This is a genomic window from Moraxella lacunata, from assembly GCF_002027545.1.
Taxonomy (GTDB): Bacteria; Pseudomonadota; Gammaproteobacteria; order Pseudomonadales; family Moraxellaceae; genus Moraxella; species Moraxella lacunata.
In genome coordinates, this window is the sequence record NZ_MXAN01000008.1 from 70,082 (window position 1) to 89,430 (window position 19,349).

A 19,349-nucleotide genomic window follows, 5' to 3' on the forward strand; every position below is an offset into this window, starting at 1 on the left:
TATACATTATGGCAATCACACTTACCCTAACCGACATCGCCTTAGCCAGCACCTTACTACTTATCACGATAGGCGTGTCGGCATACCTGCGACTTAGCTTAACAGGTACGCTCATCATGGCAGGGGTGCGGACGGTCGTGCAGTTGTCCATGATTGGGCTGATTTTGGCGTGGGTATTCGCTCGTGAGAGTGCGTGGCAGGTACTTGCGATTTTAACCGTGATGACACTCATTGCCAGCGTCTCGGCAAAAGGTCGGGTCAAACGCCCCTACAAGGGCTTATTATCTGATAGCATCATCTCGCTGTCGGTTGCCACAGGCGTGGTTACGCTGATTGCCATGATATTGATTTTAAAGGTGTCGCCTTGGTATCGCCCCCAGTACATCATACCGATTTTGGGGCTGATTTTGGGCAATTCTTTGACCGCCATATCCTTGACAACCAACGAACTTGTAAACGCCATGCACGACAAGCAAGCCCTTATCAAATCTCGCCTATCGCTGTCGGCTACCCCCTTTGAAGCGGTGCATGAGCTTGTCAAATCGGCGGTGCTAAATGGCTTGACCCCAACCGTCAATTCCATGCTCGTGGTCGGACTGGTGAGCCTACCCGGTATGATGACAGGGCAAATATTGGCAGGGGCTGACCCCACGCAGGCGGTACGCTATCAGATTGTTACCATGTTTTTTATCTGTGCGGGCAGTACGCTGTCGTGTACGCTGTCGGCGGTGCTGGTGGTTCGGCGGTTTTTTGATGAGCGTGGGCGGTTTGTGGTGGCGGGTTAGTCTATTATAAGGCAAATTTCTATTCTATCTCAAAACACAATATCACAATTTGGCAATTGTTGGCGTAATTTTTCAATATCTGCCGGATCAATTGGATTATTGGTTAAATAAATTTTACTCAGATTTTTCAAATTTGCCAAAATAGCAATGTCTTGGATTTGGTTACTTTCCAAACCAAGCACTGTTAAATTGGTTAAACTTGCCAAAGCAGAGATGTCTTGAATTTGATTACCCCATGTGTCAAGCCAAGTTAGATTGGTTAAATTTTTCAATGCCGAGATATTGTTAATTTTATTATCTCCCAAATCAAGACTGGTTAAATTTGTTAAATTTTCCAAAAATAAAATGTCTTGGATTTGGTTATTGCGTAAATCAATAATGTTTAAATCAGTCAAATTATTTAAAGCAGAAATATCTTGAATTTGGTTACTCTCTAAATTAAGAACGTTTAAATTGGTCAATTTAGCCAATACTGAAATATCTTGTATCTGGTTTTCTAATAAATCAAGCTCGGTTAAATTCGCCAAAGGTAAAATATTTTAGATTTGGTTGTATGATAAATCAAGTTCAGTTAAGCTTATTAAACTTTTCAACGCCAAAATATCTCGGATTTGATTGCCCCATAAATAAAGCTCGGTTAAATTGGTTAAGCCTACCAATGCTGAAATGTCTTGGATTTGGTTACGCTCTAAATTAAGTTTGGTTAAACTTACTATTTCCTTAACACACTCAAAAACCAATGATTTATCCAGCCAATCAAATTCCGCTTGATAATCATATTTTTCATCAAAAACCCTTTTATTATTTTTCCATAATTTTAATTCCAACCCCTGTCTTAACAAAAAAAATCGCCACTCATCATCAAGCGACAGCCACCATGTCCACAGCTCGTCATCGGTCATTTGGTTTAGGCTTTTTGCTGTATTGGCAGATAAATGATGAGAATATAATGCATGGGTCATGGTTGTGTCCTTGTCTGGTGTTGGGTAGCATGGTTGATTTGGGCATGTTTGCCTTTATGTGATACTTGGATTATACACCCAGTTGATATTTACCACGGGTTTGTAGGGGTGTGCTGAGTACACCCTTTGATGACAGTACCGTGCAAAGCGTGCAAAGCGTGCACAGCACGCCCCTACATCCAAGCATCATTGCGTTTGTAGCAATTTTAAAGTTTATTGAGTGTAACACAAAGAGAGCACTGCCAAACGTGATACTTTGCAAAAGCATGGTCGAACAGACATCGGCATTCGCATGGCTCAATAATCTTTTTGCAACACCCGCACTCATCGACCACCACACGAAGTGGTTTTATTTTTGGGTGTTTTATGCTACATTAATGAGACACTTTAACCCCACCAATCCTGTATGAACCTACCTAACGAACTGCTTGCCCTTGGTGCAGACTTTTTGCAAAAAGCCAATCAATTTTTAAGCGAACGCACCACCCAATCCATCCACCTAGACCCCGATGTCCTTGCCTATCGCTGGGTTGGCGGTCAGCGTGGCACACTCGTCCCTGTTGATGTTCACCTTGCCATCACTTTGGACGATTTGCACGGCATTGACACCCAAAAAGACAAAATCATTCAAAACACCCGCCAGTTTTTGGCAAACCTGCCTGCCAACCACGTTCTCATGACTGGCACTCGTGGGGCGGGTAAATCAAGCCTTGTGCGTGCCTTACTTCACGCCCATCATCAAGACGGTCTGCGAGTGATAGAAGTCGCCCGAGACGATTTGCAAATGCTTGACAAAATCCGCCACGCCATCAAAGCAAGCGACAACCACTGCCGTTATATCATCTACTGCGATGATTTGGCATTTAATGGGCATGATGAAAATTACCGCACCCTAAAAAGCGTGCTGGATGGGGCGTTAGACAGCGAACAAGACCGCCTACTCATCTATGCCACCAGTAACCGCCGTCATCTACTACCACAGCTCATGAAAGACAACGTTAGTATTTATAACGGTCAAACCGATGAAGTCAATCCCTATGAGACCATCGATGAGACCGTCTCGCTCTCAGACCGCTTTGGGCTGTGGATATCGTTCTCGCCCATGAATCAAGAGACGTATCTGGATATTGTGGCGTATTATTTGGCACGGGAGGACATGGCATTTGATGAGATGGTACGTGGTGAAGCCCTAAAATGGGCAAGCACTCGGGGTGGTCGCTCGGGGCGGGTGGCATATCAGTTTAGTCGGCATTGGGTAGGGTCAAGGCTGTTAGAGCATGGCTCTGTGGATGGTGTTACCCATGAATGACGCACCCAAGAAATTTTAAAATACTACAAACGCAATGACGTTTGGGTGTAGGGGCGTGCTGTGCACGCCTTGCACGGTACTGTCGTCAAAGGGTGTGCTCAGCACACCCCTACAAACCCGTGGTAAATATCAAGCTGGTTAGGTGCAATCTGCCTACCAAAAAACCAAAATAAAAAGGCGTATCATCACGCCTTTTTTATTGCACAAGCCCTTATATTCTTGCCAATGTCATCAGCTCACTGATGTCATAAGTACTCTCATCAATCAAATCAATACCGCAAGACAACTCACTAATCCAATCTAAGAACTCATCAAAAGTGGCTCGTCCATCCAACCGCTTGCCATGCTGTGGCACCATTATGTCCACAGGCAACTGACGCACGCTGTCCGCCCACAGACGGCAGGCTTTGTTGCTTGCCATGTAGCGTTTGTGAAAGCCTGACATGCTGTTGATGTGAGCTTGAAAATTCTCTACCTTAATGCCAGAATGCCCCACCAATGACGCCCCCATATCGCCCGAGAACAGAATCTGACTGACAGGGTCATAAAACTGAATGTTACCCACCGAATGTAAAAAGTGAGCAGGGATTGCCATGATTTGGGTGTTGCCCAGTGCATAAACCCCACCTGTATCAAGAATGCCTTCGAGCCGCTCTGACAGACCGTGGTGCAGTCGCCCTTTGGTAAAGGCAGAATTATAATGGGGTAAAAACCGCTCCCACAACGTCGGAATAAGCAGTTTGGTGTTTTGCAAATGGATGAGCCAACGGGGCATGGACGCCAAAATGTCAGGGTCTTGGTGTGAGCCGATGACGTACTTAATGCTCTCCATGTTGGTGTATTTGGTGATTTGCAAGGTCAGTGGCGTAAAGGTCAAATCCCCACCTGGGTCAATAATTGCCGCTTCTTCGCCATCAATGATTAAAAATTGGTTAGACGGCACGCTTTCATCTTCTTCGGGCATGCTAAACGCAATACATTTGTGATGACCATCATCATACAAAACATAAGATTCCATAACAATTTCCTAAATAACACCTAAAAATACACACCATAAAGTTTTTATGGGATTTAAGCATTATACGCTGATTTGATTAAAAATACCAAAAGTTTTTATTAGGGCGTGCCCACCATTGATAACATTTTTATAAAATTAAGATGAAAACTTGACAATTTCAATCAATTTTTGCATGAAAAATGGCTATCCGGCCACTTAATTTAAAAAAATTAAGTGAAAATCTTAAAATTTACCTGATTAAGTGGTCGGATTGTTTTTCTGCGTCAAAAACTTGTCTGATAGAATAACTATCAACCTGCGTTTTTTCCTTGAAAAACGTGCGATTTTTCTCATTTTTCATTGCAAATACCAAAGGCAGGCACGCCCTAAATTTATTTGTCATAAAACCACCCCGTCCAACAAAAATAAAATTTCTTAATTATTACTCTCTTGTAAATAATGTTATCAATGCCCCCGACCGCTTTTAAAACCCTAAAATTTACAAGTATTTTGTGGTATGATAAGCGTTTTTTATTTCGTCCGCACGCATTCTATGACTGCCTTATCGCCCAGCCCATCTGACATTCTTATCGCCTTTGACACCATTTTTGAGCAATGCTCTATCGCCATTTTACAAAATGACACCATTATCTATACCGAGACCGTAGCGGGTGGACGTGGGCAAACGGAGATTATTTTGCCCATGCTGGATAAGGCACTACATACGGCAGGCGTGGATATTAAGGATGTCAAAGCATGGGCGTTTAACCGTGGACCGGGGGCGTTTAGCGGTATTCGTATCAACACCGCCTTAGCCCAAGCCTTATCTGTCGCCAATGACGCACCGTGTATCGGCATATCTAGCCTACACGCCTTGGCATTTATGGCGTGTGAACAAACAAGCATGGCGGACGGCACAACGATAACTGCCGTGATAGACGCTCGCCAAAACCAAGTCTATGCAGGGGATTTTGTGGTGCAAAACGCCTTGCCCATTGCCCAAAACGAATATCTGCTGGATTATGATAAGCGTGTAGAGACCGACATCATCGTGGGGGACGGGGTGGATTTGGTGGCAACAGATGCCAAAAAATTACGTCTAAATCCCAGTGCCGAGCATATCGCCCGCCTTGCCTATCCGCTATTTTTAAAGGGCGAGACGGTAACGGCAGAAAACGCCTTGCCTGTGTATCTTAGAAATAACGCTTGGAAAACCTTGGCAGAACAAGGTAAGAAATGATTATTATGGCGTAAGTATGTTACGCCCTATTTAAATTGTCAAAACCACACAAAACACCAAACCATGCGTGACAAACGCCAATATCATGAAAAAACAAACCACTGATGAAACCAATTTAAACGACCATGCTTTTATTATTGTCATGGCAGAATATGGCAAGGCTTTTTTATGGGGACAGCAAGAATTAAAAGACAAGTTCATTGGCGAATGTTGCGTGAGTTATTTTCCCAACATGACCGACCAACCCAGCCCCATACCCGATGAATTATGGCAACAATTTTGTGATTGGCATGTACAATTTGAATATGTATGGTTTGATTATAATGATGCTAATCTGGCTTTTAGAGATTTTGATAGAACCAAGCCAATTTCATTTGATTGGCTTGAATTTCACAGAATGGGCATTTCGTTAGCCAAACAATTAAAATCCATATTAAATGACAACGTTAGGGTTATTTATGAAATACCAGCAGAAGACTTTACAACCAAAGAGTTTTTTAGAATAGAAATTTTAAAAAATGGTGAAATCGTGCGTCTGATTTTGGATAAAAAATCCAATCAGTGGAAATATGATTATTCTAATCCAACATCATTAGCTAAATTTAATCAATCTCAATTACAACCCTAAGCAAGAGTAATATTTTGGACATTTTATTAGTTATCAAAGCCTTTATCATGGGCATTGTCGAAGGCATTACCGAGTTTTTGCCGATTTCTAGTACAGGCTATATGATTTTGTCGGCAGACATCATGAATTTTTGGGACAAGGACAAGCGGGATTTGTTCATTGTTTTTGTTCAGCTTGGGGCGATTTTGGCGGTTATTTATGACTATTGGGGCAGGCTGTGGACGGCATTTATGGGGCTACTGACTGGCAAGGCGGACGGCATGACCAACCCCCGTGGGCTGGGTATCTCGCTCATCATCGCCACCATTCCTGTCATGATTGTCGGCTTTACGCTCAAAGACTTTATCACAGGCACGCTGTTTCACCCGCTTGTCGTGGCAACCATGCTCATCATCGGGGCATTGCTCATCATTTATGTGGAAAAGCACCCACGCCCCATTAAGGCACAAGAAGCTGAACATATTGACTTTAAAATGGCGTTAAAAATCGGACTGGCTCAATGCCTTGCCCTGATTCCTGGTACCAGTCGCTCTGGCTCTACCATTATTGGGGCGTTGTGGTTTGGGGCATCTCGCAAATCCGCTACTGAATTTTCGTTCTTTTTGGGTATTCCTGTCATTGTCGGGGCAGGGCTTTTGGAGCTTATTGAGAAAAAAGACGTGCTGCAAACAGGGGAAGATTGGGCGATTTTGGGTGTGGGAACGGCGGTGTCTTTTGTCGTTGCCCTGCTATGTATTCGTTTGCTTGTGGCTTGGGTGTCAAAACGGAATTTTATGATTTTTGCCTATTTGCGGATTATCACAGGCATGATTGTGTTATCGGCGTATTTTGTGTTTGGTTATCAGATTAAAGGGTAATATTTTATCAAATTTAATATATTAAAATGACATTTGATTTTTATTTAAAATCAATCTAGTACACATACCATTTATGGAAATTAACCCCAATTTGCACCCATTCTACCTTTTGAAAAATACCTTTTGTAGGGGTGTGCTATGCACGCCCCTACGGTGGTGCATTTTGAAGTTAAACAAGTATAGAAATATCTATTTAAAAAAGGCAATATTTTGACTATCAACATCATCGGCACCGAACAAGAAAAAGCATTATTTGATATATTAGACGTTATCAATAAAAATCATAATTTGTCTTTAAATTTATCTTTTTATGCTTTATCAAAACTAAGTGATAAATTTATCTCATCGTTTGCCAATGACAATGCTAATACACCCCTAATCGCTATTATAAAAAATACCCCAACCTTAATTAAAATTGACAACAATGCTATTATAAAATCATCATTAAATTGGCAAGCCCTAACCAAACGTATCGTAACCGCAGGGCGAAAGTCTGAGCTGATATTACAAGCAAGCAAATTAACGCCTGATATGAGCGTGATAGACGGTACAGCAGGCTTTGGGCAGGATGGATTGATATTGGCAAGTACAGGGGCGAATGTGTTAATGATAGAGCAAAATCCTATCGTGGCAATGCTGTTATTATTTGAGCATCAAATGATGAACGCCAATCCAAATTGGCAAAAGCTGTTAAGCCGAATTGCAATTTATCATGGTAATTTTTTGAATACCGACTTTATGGCAACATTGCCAAAAGTGGATATGATTTATCTTGACCCCATGTTTCCGTCTGATAGCTATTCGGCAAAGGTGGGTAAAACCATGCAAGTATTACATGACTTAGCAAATCCGCCAAGCGATGATGATGAAAGACTGTTTTTGGATATTGCCAATGTTCAATTAAAAGGCAATGGCAAAATCATTGTCAAACGCTCCTTATCCGCTCCCCATTTGGCAAATAAAACGCCCGTGCAAAGTGTGGCAAATGACGCAATACGGTTTGATAGATATTGATTCATATTGATATGGGTAAACTATGAAAATAGAATATATTCTGCTTGGGTTATTATTACTTAGCTTTGTGAATGATATTTTTCAAAAACGCAAATATCAAAAACTTTGGCAAGCGGTAGATAAAACCAAATACATTAACCGCTATTTGGACATTCTTGCCCAAACCAAAGACCAAACCCAAGCAGTAAAACAATTACGCCAAGAATTTAATGAATTGGGATTATTGCAAGCGGTGGAAATCAGTCAGCTTGCCCATCAGGATAAGTCTTAGGTTTTGGGTGGGGTATTTTTTTCATATTAACCCACCCAACTCCCAATCAACCATCTCTTAGCGACCAGAGTGTTTTTCACAGGGTGTGCTCAGCACACCCCTGCAAACCCGTGGTAAATATCAAGTTGGTTGGGTGTGTAATCAAAAATGTATTATCAAACCAATCGCAAGTTTATTGATAACGCCGTTAACTAGGGCGTGTTGAACTTTGGTATTTGCAATGAAAAATGAGAAAAATCGCATGTTTTTCAAGGAAAAAGTGAAGTTTGATAGTTATTCTATCAAACGAGCTTTTGACGATGAAAAACAATCCGACCACTTAATCAGGTAAATTTTAAGATTTTCACTTAACTTTTTAAATTAAGTGGTCGGATAGCCATTTTTTCATGCAAAAATTGATAAAAGCGTTAAATTTTCATCTTATTTTATAAAAATGTTATCAATGGTAGGCACGCCCTATTAGCTTATGATGAATAAAATTACTCTATTTACACCCATCTTTTCTTTGTTGGGATTTTTATGAGCATTATCTTATTTTTTTCGCCACAAATCAAAAGAAAATCCATAGAACAGCCAAAAACCCCCAAGATTTTTTGGCTAAAATTTGCTACAATAAGGGCATTTACCCCAACCCATAAGGACTGCTATGAAAATTTTAGTTACAGGTACAGGCGGACGTGAGCACGCCTTAGCGTGGGCGTGTGCCAAAGATGACAGAGTACAGACCGTCTATGTCGCTCGTGGCAATGCAGGTACAGCCACCGAACCCAAGCTCCAAAACGTGGATTTGGACATCACCGACCACCCTGCCGTAATTGAGTTTTGTCAATCTCACGACATCGCTTTTGTGCTTGTGGGGGCGGAAGCTCCGCTTGTGGCGGGCATTGTGGACGATTTGGAGCGTGCTGGCGTGCGTGCGTGGGGCTGTTCTAAATACTGCTCACAGCTAGAAGGTTCTAAGGCATTTGCCAAAGATTTTATGAAAAAAGTCGGCATTCCCACCGCCTTTTATGAAGTCTTTACCGATGTAGAGTCGGCAAAAGACTTTGTCCGCTCCAAGGGTACGCCCATTGTCATCAAGGCGGACGGCTTGGCGGCAGGTAAGGGCGTGATTGTGGCGATGGACGAGTCCGAAGCCTTTGTTGCCATTGATGATATGCTCTCGGGCAATAAATTTGGGCAGGCAGGGAGTCGTGTCGTCATCGAGGAGTTTTTGGCAGGCGAAGAAGCGTCCTTTATCTGTATGATTGACGGCAATAACATTTTGCCCATGGCGACCAGTCAAGATCACAAACGCATTTTTGAAGGCGACAAAGGGGCGAACACAGGCGGTATGGGGGCGTACAGCCCTGCCCCTGTGGTAACGGCTGATGTGCATAATAAAGTGATTGAGCGTGTTATCCGCCCTGTCGTGGACGAGATGAAAGTAAATGGCACACCTTATAAGGGCTTTTTGTACGCAGGGCTGATGATAAATGGCGCAGGCGACCCTTATGTGATTGAGTTTAACTGTCGATTTGGCGACCCTGAGACTCAGCCGATTATGATGCGATTAAAGTCGTCTTTGGTTGAGCTGATTTTGGCAGGGCTAGACGGCAAGTTGCCCGCCAGTGCAGAATGGACGGACAAAGTGGCGTTAGGCATTGTCTTGGCAAGTCGTGGTTATCCTGAAAGCTCATCATCAGGCGATGTGATTACAGGCTTGCCAGAGTCGCAGGACGACCTAAAAGTATTCCACGCAGGCACAAAAGAGCAAAACGGGCAAATCCTAACCAATGGCGGACGAGTGTTGTGTGTTACCGTACTCGGGGCGAGCGTTGCCGAAGCCCAAGCCCGTGCCTTGGCAAGCTGTGGTACGATTGCCTTTGACGGCATACAGTACCGCCGTGATATTGGCTGGCGTGCGATTGGGCGTTAGTTTTTATCTGAATATAAAGCCAAATGCAGTCGTGTTTGGCTTTATTTTTTTATAAAATAATGAACATTTCTTATAAAACCTGCCCCACACCTTGACCTGATGACGTGATGATGATTAAATAACCATTCTAGCCAAGTATATCAAGCGACACCCCATATAAGGACATAATAACAATGAAATCCCCCTATCTCACCAAATCCCCAACTTTTTGGCTCGGTATGCTCGCCACCGTCTGTATCGTCATCGGTGTGCGTGAGCTTGCCTTAGTCGTTTGCACCGCTTTGGGAATGCCGACCGCCACCAACATTGTCGGCTTGGTGTCGCTCTTTGCTGTGCTTATGAGCGTGCGTCTCATTAAGGGCGGTCTACCAAATTGGCTGTCGTCATCGGCAAGCGTGCTACTCGTGGATAGTGGATTTGCATTTTTGCCTGTGTCGGCAGGGGCAGGGATTTTGCTGTTTGGACTGGGGGCGGATTTACTTGCCGTGTCGGCGGTCATCGTGCTGAGTACCGTGATACCGCTTTGGGCATTTGCCAAATTGTCCCAAAACTGGCTAAAAAGCACGGACGATAAAGGAGAAAATCATGCCAACCCTTGACAGCACCACGATTTTTATCGCCTTTATTGTTACGCTCATCGCCCACATCGGGGCAAAATATGTACTACGTTATATCAATAAATACTTTCGTGGCATACCGATGATTATCATCGCCATTGTGCTAACGCTTATCATCATCGCCATAATTCAACTGCCCTACAATACTTATTACGCCCATGCCAAACCTGTCTTTGATCGCTTGCTTGGGTATAGCACTGTTTTGCTTGCTGTCCCCTTGGCAGGCATGGATTTTAAGGGCTTGCCTGTCAAAAAGCTGTCTATCATCGTCGTCATGGCAAGCCTAGTTGGAGCGATTGTGCCGATGAGTTTGGCGTATGTGTTTAGCCTAAATATGCAGACGATTTTGGGCTTTGCCACACGGTCGGTTACCACGCCTGTGGGTTTGTCGGTCGCCCAAATCATTGACGCACCACTTGTGCTTGCCAACCTTATCATCATCGTGTCGGGGATTTTGGGGGCGGGGGTGTGCCGTATTTTGTTTAAAAACATCACAGACGACCGAGCAAAAGGCTTAGCACTCGGTCTGGTCGCCCACGCCATTGGCACGGTAGAAGCATGGACCATCAGCCCCACCGCAGGGCGATATGCCGCCTTTGGGCTTGCTATCAATGGCTTAGTAACGGCGGTGTGGTTGCCAATGGCGATATTGTGGCTGTTGAAGTGATGATTTGTAAGGACAAATGTGATTTACCCTGACAAATCCGCCCAAAAAACACCCAAGCGATAACTTGGGTGTTTTGTTTTGCCAAACCAAGGCTTATTTAATACGCATATCGCCAGTTTCAACAAAACGTTGGTGCCATGACAGGGCTTCTAGCAATAGGTGTGGGGTGTGTACACCGCCTGATTTTTGGCTTGCCACGAATGCACGGTCATAATAATCACGGAGCATATCACGGTAATCAGGGTGCGAGCAGTTATCGATGATAAGTTTGGCACGCTGTTTTGGCGACTTACCACGCAAATCCGCCATGCCTTGCTCTGTTACAATAAACATCACGTCATGCTCGGTGTGGTCGTGGTGGCTTACCATTGGCACGATTGCCGAGATTGCTCCGCCTTTTGCGGTGGACGGGCTGACATAAATGCTAAAAAAGCCGTTACGGGTAAAGTCGCCAGAACCGCCAATGCCGTTCATCATGCGAGTACCCATGACGTGTGTTGAGTTTACGTTGCCATAAATATCCGCTTCAATCATGGAGTTCATGCCAATCACACCCAAACGGCGAATGACTTCTGGATTGTTGCTGATTTCCATAGGACGAAGGATGATTTTGTCTTTTAAGAACTCAATATTTTCGTTAAAGCGAGCCAGAGCATCTGGGCTAAATGACAAGGCGGTGGCGGACGCTGTTTTCATCTTTTTGGCAAGGATTAGGTCAAGCATACCGTCTTGTAGCACTTCGGTATACCCTGTCAAATCGTCAAATGGAGCGTCAAGTAGCCCTGCCATGACCGCATTTGCCACGTTGCCCACGCCTGATTGAAGTGGTAGTAGGCTCTTAGGTAGACGACCTGCCTTGACTTCATGGTCAAGAAAATCAATGACTTGGGCGGCGATACACTTAGAGATGTCATCGGGCTCAGCAAACTTAGAGTTACGGTCGCCTGCGTTGGTAAATACAATCGCTACGATTTTGTCAGGGTCAATGGCTAACCCTGCCGTGCCGATACGGTCAAACGCCCCTACCACAGGAATCGGTTTACGGTGCGGTGGCAAGCCTACATCACCATAGATGTCATGCATACCTTCTAAGCCTGCACTTAGGGCGGCATTAATCTCAACGATGACTTTGTCGGCATTTTTGATCGCTTCTACGCCATGACCGATACCCATCGCAAAAATCAGCTCGCCATTTTCGGTAATGGCGGTCGCTTCAACGATAGCTACGTCAAATTTACCATAAAAGCCTTGACGCATTTGCTGTTCTACGTGCGATAAGTGCATATCTTGGTAAGCAATCTCGCCTGCGTTAATGCCATTACGAAGGGTTGGGTCAGACTGAAATGGCGAACGAAAATGCAAGGCTTTGGCTTCGGCAAGCACGCCATCACACTCAGGGGCAGTGGACGCACCTGTTACCATGCCTACGCTAAATTTCTCGCCTTTGGCGTGAGCGTCTTTGGCTTTGTTGGCGATAGCCGTTGGCATCGCTTTTGGATAACCTGCCCCTGTAAAGCCTGTAACGGCAAGCATCATGCCATTTTGGATAAATTGGGCGGCTTCATCAGCACTCATCACTTTTTCACGCAAAGCAGCGTGGCGAACACGGTCAATTGACATAATCATTCCTTATTGAAATCATGGAAATTAAAAATACCTTTTTAAACAGGTGCTAAGATTTTAACACCTGCGAACAATAAAATAAATAGGCGTTTACAATATTTAGCAGGATTTTTTGATGGGCAAAATCAATCATGATCCAACCAACGCCCCACCAAACGCACGTTGCTCTAATGACAAAAACAAGGTTTCCAACTCATCGGCTTGGGCTTGGAGTGTGGATTTTTGGGTTTGGATTTGTTTGGCGATTTGGGCGAATTGGTGTTGTAATGATAGGGGTGGTAATGCAATTTCAACATCCCTAATAATAGTTTCATTAACCGCAGGATAACTAGCTCCTACCGCTTGCTCTACCAGTATTTGCGTGAAATTCTTATTTTTAACGCATTCAAAAAGGTAATAAGGATTTAACTCATCATGACATCTTAACACCGAGAAACCTGTTGATGTGATAAATTCATTATCATTAGAATTTATCATCGCAACGCCATTTAAATTCGGTCTAACCATAGATAAAAGAATGTCAAAATTTTTGGCAATTTGTCTTGCTCTACTTGGGAAATTGTCATGGCTTAATACCGATAAATTTGCATAATCGATACATTTTTTATCTTTATCAATACTGCCTAAATCGATATATTTTAAACCAAGATAATCTGATTGATTTTTTAGTTTTAAAATTTTTCCAGTCAAATTTTTTAAGGGTTTTTTGTCCCAACCCATTGGATTAACCACAGGGTCGCCAAACATTTTAATAAAGGTGGCTTGTAATAATTCATCTAATTTGGCAATCGCTTGCTTGCGTTTTTGGCGTAATTCATCGGCACGGTCTAGGATTTGGGCGATATGTTGTTGGGTGGATAGGGGTGGGAGTGGGATTTTTACGTTTTGTAAACTTTCTCTGGTAATTTGTGGTTGAGCTGTACCGGTGATTACATCATTTAATTTTCTAAAATTAAGATAATAAGCCAAATAATTAATATTAACTTCATTTTCTTTTAAGTCATCAAGTGCCATTGCATTTCCATTAATATAGGAAAAAGGCAAAGAAACATTGATTGTGCCACAAGTTGCACCACGACAAGTAATTAAAATGGTTGGTTTTTCGTGATTATATTCATCATGATAACCTATAATGCCATTAGCCCCATAAACAGGAAAGCCTTTATCCTTTAAGTTGGCTGATGAAATGGTTTTCCATTGTTTCGGTCGGCAAATATCAAATAATTTTGCTTGTTTCATAAAATAAACCGCAAGCCGTAGGGTGCGTAACACGCACCAATCAGATTTTTCATTATAAAAGGTGCGTGGTACGCACCCTACTATTTCTTAAAAAACAACACCAATAAATTTAGCCATAGGATACATTTTGCACCCTATGGCGGTTAATTTATCACGATTAATTTTAAAAATCACAATCCTGCCTTTAAACTTGCCACGATAAATTTATCCAAATCGCCATTTAGCACCGCTTGCGTGTTGGACATTTCAACGCCCGTGCGTAAGTCCTTAATACGTGAATCATCAAGCACATAAGAGCGGATTTGCGACCCCCAACCGATGTCGGATTTGCTGTCTTCTAGGGCTTGCTGTTTTTCCATGCGTTTTTGCATTTCAAGCTCATAGAGTTTGGCTCGGAGCATTTTCATGGCGGTGTCTTTGTTGGCGTGCTGTGAACGCTCGTTTTGGCACGCCACGACCACACCCGTAGGCTGGTGCGTGATACGCACGGCAGAGTCGGTGGTATTGACGTGCTGACCGCCCGCCCCGCTTGACCGATAGGTGTCAATACGCAGGTCGGCAGGGTTGATGTCAATCTGTACATTATCATCAATCTCAGGGGAGACGAACACCGCCGAAAATGACGTATGACGACCGTTGTTACTATCAAAGGGGGATTTGCGAACCAAACGATGAACGCCAATCTCAGTGCGAAGCCAGCCAAAAGCATAATCGCCCTTGACCGCAATGGTTGCTGATTTGATACCTGCCACACCGCCTTCGGAGACTTCCAAAACTTCCGCCTTAAAGCCGTGCGACTCGCACCAACGCAGATACATACGCAGGAGCATCTCCGACCAGTCTTGGGCTTCGGTACCGCCAGAGCCTGCTTGTATGTCTAGGTAACAGTTGTTGGCGTCCATTTCACCGCTAAACATACGTTTAAATTCTAAGTCTTCCACGCTTTTTAGGGCATCATCAAGCTCGGCTTGCACGTCTGCCAATAGGCTCTCATCGTCCGCTTCTACGGCAAGCTCTAACATGGCGGCGGCATCATCTAGCTTGGCAGTCAAGCCGTCCACCACGCCCACGATACCGTCTAGCACTGATTTTTCTTTGCTGATTTTGGTGGCAAGCTCGGGGTCGTTCCAAATGTCGGGATTTTCTAGTTCTAGATTGACTTCTTCTAGGCGTTCTTTTTTGCTTTCGACGTCAAAGATACCCCCAAAGCTCTTTGCCACGAGCGTGTAGGTCTTTGATTTGTTCTTGATATGGGGCGATTTCCATGATGATTACCTTAAAAAATAAAAAGCGTATTATAACAAATTTTCTCTACAAATGCGAAAAAACAAACACAAACCAAAACACATGATTTGCTTTATTGTAACTTTTTGTTTATAATACACCATTTTCAACTGATTTTTGTAAGTCATTGAAAATTATATCTTTAAAAAATTAACAATCAATTAAGCTCTTTTAGGGCATATTATTTTAAATAAGGAGTTTACATGGAACTCACCGAAATCACACTAAACGGCTACTATACGCTGATTTTGGCGACCATTGTCCTACTTGTGGGGCAATTTTTGGTTAAAAAGATTAAATTTTTAGAAGATTTTAACATCCCTGAGCCTGTGGCAGGTGGCTTACTTGCAGCTGCCATCATTTATTTTTTAAACTTCCAATACGGTTACGTCTTTAACATTCATAAAGAATTACAAACCGCCTGTATGCTCATGTTTTTCTCATCCATCGGCTTGTCGGCAGATTTTCGCCGTCTAAAAGCAGGTGGGCTACCACTGGTTATTTTAACGGTCGTGGTCGGTTTTTTCCTGCTTGTACAAAACGGGGTGGGCGTGGCACTGGCATCTATGCTTGGACTTGACCCTATCATGGGTCTGGTGGCAGGTTCTATCAGCTTGATTGGCGGTCATGGCACGGCAGGTGCGTGGGGGGCAACCCTTGAAAACGACTATGGCGTAACAGGGGCTATTACCATGGGTATTGCGGCAGCAACTTATGGCTTGGTGGCAGGCGGTCTTATCGGTGGTCCTGTGGCAAAACGCCTTATCAAAAACATGGGCATGCAAGCCGTCAATACCGCACCAAACAACGCCAATCTTGATAAAACAGACGGTAGCAATGACGCCAACAACACCATGTTTGAAAAAGCCGACAGCGTTCGCTTGATTACTGCCGTGTCTGCAGTGGAAACTTTGGCTTTGTTTGCTGTGTGTTTGGTGGCTGCCGACTATATGAGCGGTGTTGCCAAAGACATTGAGTGGTTGGCTCAGCTTAAAGTTCCGACCTTTGTGTGGGCGTTGGCTACAGGCGTGATTTTGCGTAACGTATTGACCAGTCTTTTTAATTTTGACATGTTTGACCGTGCCATTGATGTGTTTGGTAATGCGTCTTTAAGCCTATTTTTGGCAATGGCACTCATGTCATTAAAACTGTGGGAACTTGCCGACTTAGCAGGTCCTTTGGTTGTCATTTTGGGCGTGCAAACCATTGTGATGATTTTGTTTGCCTACTTTATCACGTTTAGAATCATGGGCAAAAACTACGATTCGGCAGTACTGGCGGCAGGTCATTGCGGTTTTGGTATGGGTGCAACCCCGACTGCCGTGGCAAATATGCAAGCGGTTACCGACCGTTATGGTGCGTCCCATAAGGCGTTTTTGATTATCCCAATGGTGGGGGCGTTCTTTGTAGACTTGATGAACCTTGTGGTGCTACAAGGCTTCTTGATGTTGCCATTTATGAAATAATCTCTATAAACAAAAGGCGTATCGTTGGGTACGCCTTTTTTGTTGCTTTGTATGTTCAAAAAAACTTTTTATAAAGATACACCCTAAAAACCAACCTTTTACCAAAGGGCAATTTGCCCCTACAAATCCACCCAATCATCAAATCCGCCAATCCACCACGTCCCACCCCTGCTCTTTGGCATGAGCGGTTAATATCTCATCAGGGCAAACGCATACTGCTTTATCAGCAAAGGTTAAAAGCGGTAAATCATTTTTTGAGTCCGAATAAGCAATGAGTTTATCAAAATAAATGCCGTTGTCATTGGCGGTTTTTATCCAGTTTTTTAGATGAAAAATTTTACCGTCTTTAAAATTGGGTAAATCCGCCACGCCCCCCGTATAGGCATTATCCACCACTTCTAGGCGTGTTGCCAACGCATGTCTAGCAAACTTGATATTTGTCACAGGCTTGTAGGGGCTATATCCAAACATCATTGCGTTTGTGGTAATTTTAAAGTTCCTTGGGGATAACAGCCTTTAAATTTTTGCCAACAAAAAGAGCGGTAAATCCGCCCTTTTTTAATTTTATCATCAGCCAAATATCGCTGACAATGCCACAAACGCCACCGCACTAATCGCCCCCGCAGCAGGCAAGGTGATGACCCACGCAAGTCCAATGGGCTTCATGAGTTTCCAGTTGGTGTTTTTATTGACAAGCCCAATACCTAGTACCGCCCCGACAAGGATATGCGTACTTGATACAGGAATGCCAAGGCTTGACGCCCCCATAACCACCGCCGCCGCCGCAAGCTCGGCAGAAAAGCCTGATGCTGGGTGCATTTCGGTTAAGTTTGTGCCGACGGTTTGAATAACTTCTTTACCGATAAACCAAAGCCCCACAATAAGCGACACACCAAAGGTAACCAGTACAGGGGCAGGCACGGTCGCTTTGGCGGCGATGGCGTTTTCACGGATAACATCCATAATCGCCACAAAAGGCCCAACGGCATTGGCGATGTCGTTTGAGCCATGGCTAAACGCAAACGCACAAGCGGTAAACACCTGCATCCAGCTAAACATGATAAAGGTCGCCTTACCCAAATCCTCTTTGTGCTTGCCACGAATGGTCTTGGTGTAGATAAAGGCGGTCAGCCATACCATCGCCCCAATCATGCCCATGACAAGGGCAGAATGCAAGGTGGATAGGTTTAGCCCTGTATTTTTTAAGCCTTTGAACACCACCATCGCTGTCATCACGACCGCACCCAAAGCAGCGATAAGTGGTACCCATGTTTTTAAGGCTTTTAGGGTATCAAGATTGTCTCTTTTGTTTTCTAGAGCGTATAATTCTTTGTAATAGCCCGTTTCAAGCTCATCGGGATTGTCCGTCTCTTTATAGACTTCTTGGTCTCGCAACAGGGCGGTTGTATAAGGCAATTTCTCAGAATCGCTTAATTTTTCAAAATACTCTTTTTGGCGGGCTTTTAGGGCTTTTTTCTCTGATTTTAGGGCTTTGACCTCAAGCTCCATTTTATCATTGTATGCCAAAATGTTCTTTTTGATAAGCCCATAAATCACATAAGACAACGCCCCACCAAGTACAGGCGACAGCACCCACGATAGGGCAATCTCACCAATCTTTGACCATTCGACAGTAGATAAGGCAAGCTCAGACCCGCCCAAATTCACACCAAGTACAATGCTTGACCCCACGATACCACCAATGATGGCGTGCGTGGTAGAGACAGGCAGACCCCGTTTGGTGGCGAACAGTAGCCAAAACGCTGCCGCAATGAGTGCCGAGAGCATGAGATAAATAAACTGATTGGGTGACACCCCCAAATCCGAGATATCCACGATACCACTGCGTATCGTGTCAGTCACGGCAGCCCCTGCCAAAACCGCCCCCGATACTTCAAAAATCGCCGCCACCGCTAGGGCTTGGGTAACACTGAGCGTCCCTGCTCCGACTGACGTACCAAAGGAGTTGGCGACATCGTTACCACCGATGTTAAACGCCATAAAAATCCCAAAAAATGATGCCACCAAAAACAGCACAACTTGCTGATGATTGGTATAATCAAGTCCCCACATCACAAAATAGACGCTAATACCTAACATCAATAAAGCAAAAAAGACATTCGCCGCCATGGGTGTAGACTGCTTCGCTGAATTTACCATAAACTCCGCCAAGGGTTGGTTAAATTAAAAGAATATTACAATAAAAAAGCCCTACCTATTTAATAATTTAAACAGGTAACGCTTACTACATTTTTATCTAAGATTACTGCCACAGGTTTATCCAAAATCGTTGCATTATAAAAGTCAAATATGACAGTTATATGACAATTTTAACACATTTCACAAGTTTTGGGAAAATGTATCAAAATGTTATGATTAATTAGGGCGTGTTGAACTTTGGTATTTGCAATGAAAAATGAGAAAAATCGCATGTTTTTCAAGGAAAAAGTGAAGTTTGATAGTTATTCTATC

At 43.7% G+C, this 19,349-nt stretch carries 20 protein-coding genes; 11 read left to right on the forward strand and 9 right to left on the reverse strand.

Annotated elements, in window-relative coordinates; genetic code table 11:
* Nucleotides 1-8: 8 nt before the first annotated feature.
* Nucleotides 9-785, forward strand: coding sequence for an ABC transporter permease (locus tag B5J94_RS01670; RefSeq protein ID WP_062499063.1), 777 nt, complete (start codon nucleotides 9-11; stop codon nucleotides 783-785).
* Between the two features lie 29 nt (nucleotides 786-814).
* On the opposite strand, the gene B5J94_RS01675 is transcribed toward B5J94_RS01670, so the two are convergent.
* Nucleotides 815-1,312, reverse strand: coding sequence for a leucine-rich repeat domain-containing protein (locus B5J94_RS01675; protein ID WP_062499062.1), 498 nt, complete (start codon nucleotides 1,310-1,312; stop codon nucleotides 815-817).
* Between the two features lie 12 nt (nucleotides 1,313-1,324).
* Nucleotides 1,325-1,747 carry a leucine-rich repeat domain-containing protein gene (locus tag B5J94_RS01680; protein ID WP_062499061.1) on the reverse strand — a complete coding sequence of 141 codons (423 nt, stop codon included), beginning with the start codon at nucleotides 1,745-1,747 and terminating at the stop codon, nucleotides 1,325-1,327.
* Between the two features lie 406 nt (nucleotides 1,748-2,153).
* On the opposite strand from B5J94_RS01680, the gene B5J94_RS01690 reads away from it, so the two are divergent.
* On the forward strand, nucleotides 2,154-3,056 hold the full coding sequence (locus tag B5J94_RS01690; protein WP_062499059.1) for an ATP-binding protein: 903 nt from the start codon (nucleotides 2,154-2,156) through the stop codon (nucleotides 3,054-3,056).
* A 211-nt stretch (nucleotides 3,057-3,267) separates the two neighbouring features.
* Here the strand turns inward: B5J94_RS01690 and B5J94_RS01695 are convergent, their stop codons facing one another.
* Together B5J94_RS01695 and B5J94_RS14015 are read right to left on the reverse strand one after the other, a co-directional pair.
* Nucleotides 3,268-4,074, reverse strand: a complete 807-nt coding sequence (locus tag B5J94_RS01695; protein ID WP_062501704.1) for an oxygen-binding di-iron domain-containing protein — start codon at nucleotides 4,072-4,074, stop codon at nucleotides 3,268-3,270.
* 229 nt (nucleotides 4,075-4,303) lie between these two features.
* The gene (locus B5J94_RS14015) at nucleotides 4,304-4,456 is read right to left on the reverse strand and encodes a hypothetical protein (RefSeq protein WP_158081028.1); all 153 of its coding nucleotides are present in this window, start codon (nucleotides 4,454-4,456) and stop codon (nucleotides 4,304-4,306) included.
* 114 nt (nucleotides 4,457-4,570) lie between these two features.
* Between B5J94_RS14015 and tsaB the strand changes: the two genes are divergently transcribed.
* The 8 genes from tsaB (at nucleotide 4,571) to B5J94_RS01735 (ending at nucleotide 11,265) form a co-directional block, all read left to right on the forward strand.
* A complete protein-coding gene (gene tsaB, locus B5J94_RS01700) occupies nucleotides 4,571-5,293 on the forward strand; it encodes a tRNA (adenosine(37)-N6)-threonylcarbamoyltransferase complex dimerization subunit type 1 TsaB (RefSeq protein WP_227514768.1) in 723 nt (240 codons plus the stop codon).
* A gap of 85 nt (nucleotides 5,294-5,378) precedes the next feature.
* A complete protein-coding gene (locus tag B5J94_RS01705) occupies nucleotides 5,379-5,921 on the forward strand; it encodes a hypothetical protein (RefSeq protein ID WP_062501234.1) in 543 nt (180 codons plus the stop codon).
* Nucleotides 5,922-5,935: 14 nt separating this feature from the next.
* Entirely contained in the window at nucleotides 5,936-6,778 is an 843-nt protein-coding gene (locus tag B5J94_RS01710; protein ID WP_062501236.1) for an undecaprenyl-diphosphate phosphatase, read from the forward strand.
* Between the two features lie 210 nt (nucleotides 6,779-6,988).
* The gene (locus tag B5J94_RS01715; RefSeq protein ID WP_062501238.1) at nucleotides 6,989-7,792 is read left to right on the forward strand and encodes a class I SAM-dependent methyltransferase; all 804 of its coding nucleotides are present in this window, start codon (nucleotides 6,989-6,991) and stop codon (nucleotides 7,790-7,792) included.
* Nucleotides 7,793-7,814: 22 nt separating this feature from the next.
* The gene (locus B5J94_RS01720) at nucleotides 7,815-8,063 is read left to right on the forward strand and encodes a hypothetical protein (protein ID WP_062501241.1); all 249 of its coding nucleotides are present in this window, start codon (nucleotides 7,815-7,817) and stop codon (nucleotides 8,061-8,063) included.
* 646 nt (nucleotides 8,064-8,709) lie between these two features.
* Nucleotides 8,710-9,981, forward strand: coding sequence for a phosphoribosylamine--glycine ligase (gene purD, locus B5J94_RS01725; protein ID WP_062499498.1), 1,272 nt, complete (start codon nucleotides 8,710-8,712; stop codon nucleotides 9,979-9,981).
* A 173-nt stretch (nucleotides 9,982-10,154) separates the two neighbouring features.
* Nucleotides 10,155-10,580, forward strand: coding sequence for a CidA/LrgA family protein (locus B5J94_RS01730; RefSeq protein WP_062499501.1), 426 nt, complete (start codon nucleotides 10,155-10,157; stop codon nucleotides 10,578-10,580).
* Nucleotides 10,567-11,265 carry an LrgB family protein gene (locus B5J94_RS01735; RefSeq protein ID WP_062499503.1) on the forward strand — a complete coding sequence of 233 codons (699 nt, stop codon included), beginning with the start codon at nucleotides 10,567-10,569 and terminating at the stop codon, nucleotides 11,263-11,265. Before B5J94_RS01730 ends, B5J94_RS01735 begins: the two co-directional genes overlap by 14 nt.
* A gap of 93 nt (nucleotides 11,266-11,358) precedes the next feature.
* Here B5J94_RS01735 and B5J94_RS01740 read toward each other — a convergent pair whose 3' ends face one another.
* The 3 genes from B5J94_RS01740 to prfB all read right to left on the reverse strand — a co-directional run bounded on the left by B5J94_RS01740 (nucleotide 11,359) and on the right by prfB (nucleotide 15,393).
* Nucleotides 11,359-12,885, reverse strand: a complete 1,527-nt coding sequence (locus B5J94_RS01740; RefSeq protein WP_079363889.1) for an acetyl-CoA hydrolase/transferase family protein — start codon at nucleotides 12,883-12,885, stop codon at nucleotides 11,359-11,361.
* Nucleotides 12,886-13,017: 132 nt separating this feature from the next.
* Entirely contained in the window at nucleotides 13,018-14,127 is a 1,110-nt protein-coding gene (locus B5J94_RS01745; protein WP_062499507.1) for a restriction endonuclease subunit S, read from the reverse strand.
* A 170-nt stretch (nucleotides 14,128-14,297) separates the two neighbouring features.
* Nucleotides 14,298-15,393, reverse strand: a protein-coding gene (gene prfB / locus B5J94_RS01750; protein WP_143821874.1) for a peptide chain release factor 2 whose coding sequence is annotated in 2 segments (ribosomal slippage) — nucleotides 14,298-15,320 and nucleotides 15,322-15,393 — 1,095 coding nt in all. Because the reading frame shifts where the segments join, the coding sequence is not laid out codon by codon here.
* Nucleotides 15,394-15,614: 221 nt separating this feature from the next.
* Between prfB and gltS the strand changes: the two genes are divergently transcribed.
* Nucleotides 15,615-16,877 (forward strand): sodium/glutamate symporter, encoded by a 1,263-nt coding sequence (gene gltS, locus B5J94_RS01755; protein WP_062499511.1) that lies wholly within the window; start codon nucleotides 15,615-15,617, stop codon nucleotides 16,875-16,877.
* Nucleotides 16,878-17,015: 138 nt separating this feature from the next.
* Here the strand turns inward: gltS and B5J94_RS01760 are convergent, their stop codons facing one another.
* Together B5J94_RS01760 and B5J94_RS01765 are read right to left on the reverse strand one after the other, a co-directional pair.
* Nucleotides 17,016-17,351: an HAD family hydrolase gene (locus tag B5J94_RS01760; RefSeq protein WP_062499513.1), complete on the reverse strand. Its 336-nt coding sequence runs from the start codon at nucleotides 17,349-17,351 to the stop codon at nucleotides 17,016-17,018.
* A gap of 96 nt (nucleotides 17,352-17,447) precedes the next feature.
* Nucleotides 17,448-19,037 carry an inorganic phosphate transporter gene (locus B5J94_RS01765; RefSeq protein WP_062499515.1) on the reverse strand — a complete coding sequence of 530 codons (1,590 nt, stop codon included), beginning with the start codon at nucleotides 19,035-19,037 and terminating at the stop codon, nucleotides 17,448-17,450.
* Between the last annotated feature and the right edge of the window lie 312 nt (nucleotides 19,038-19,349).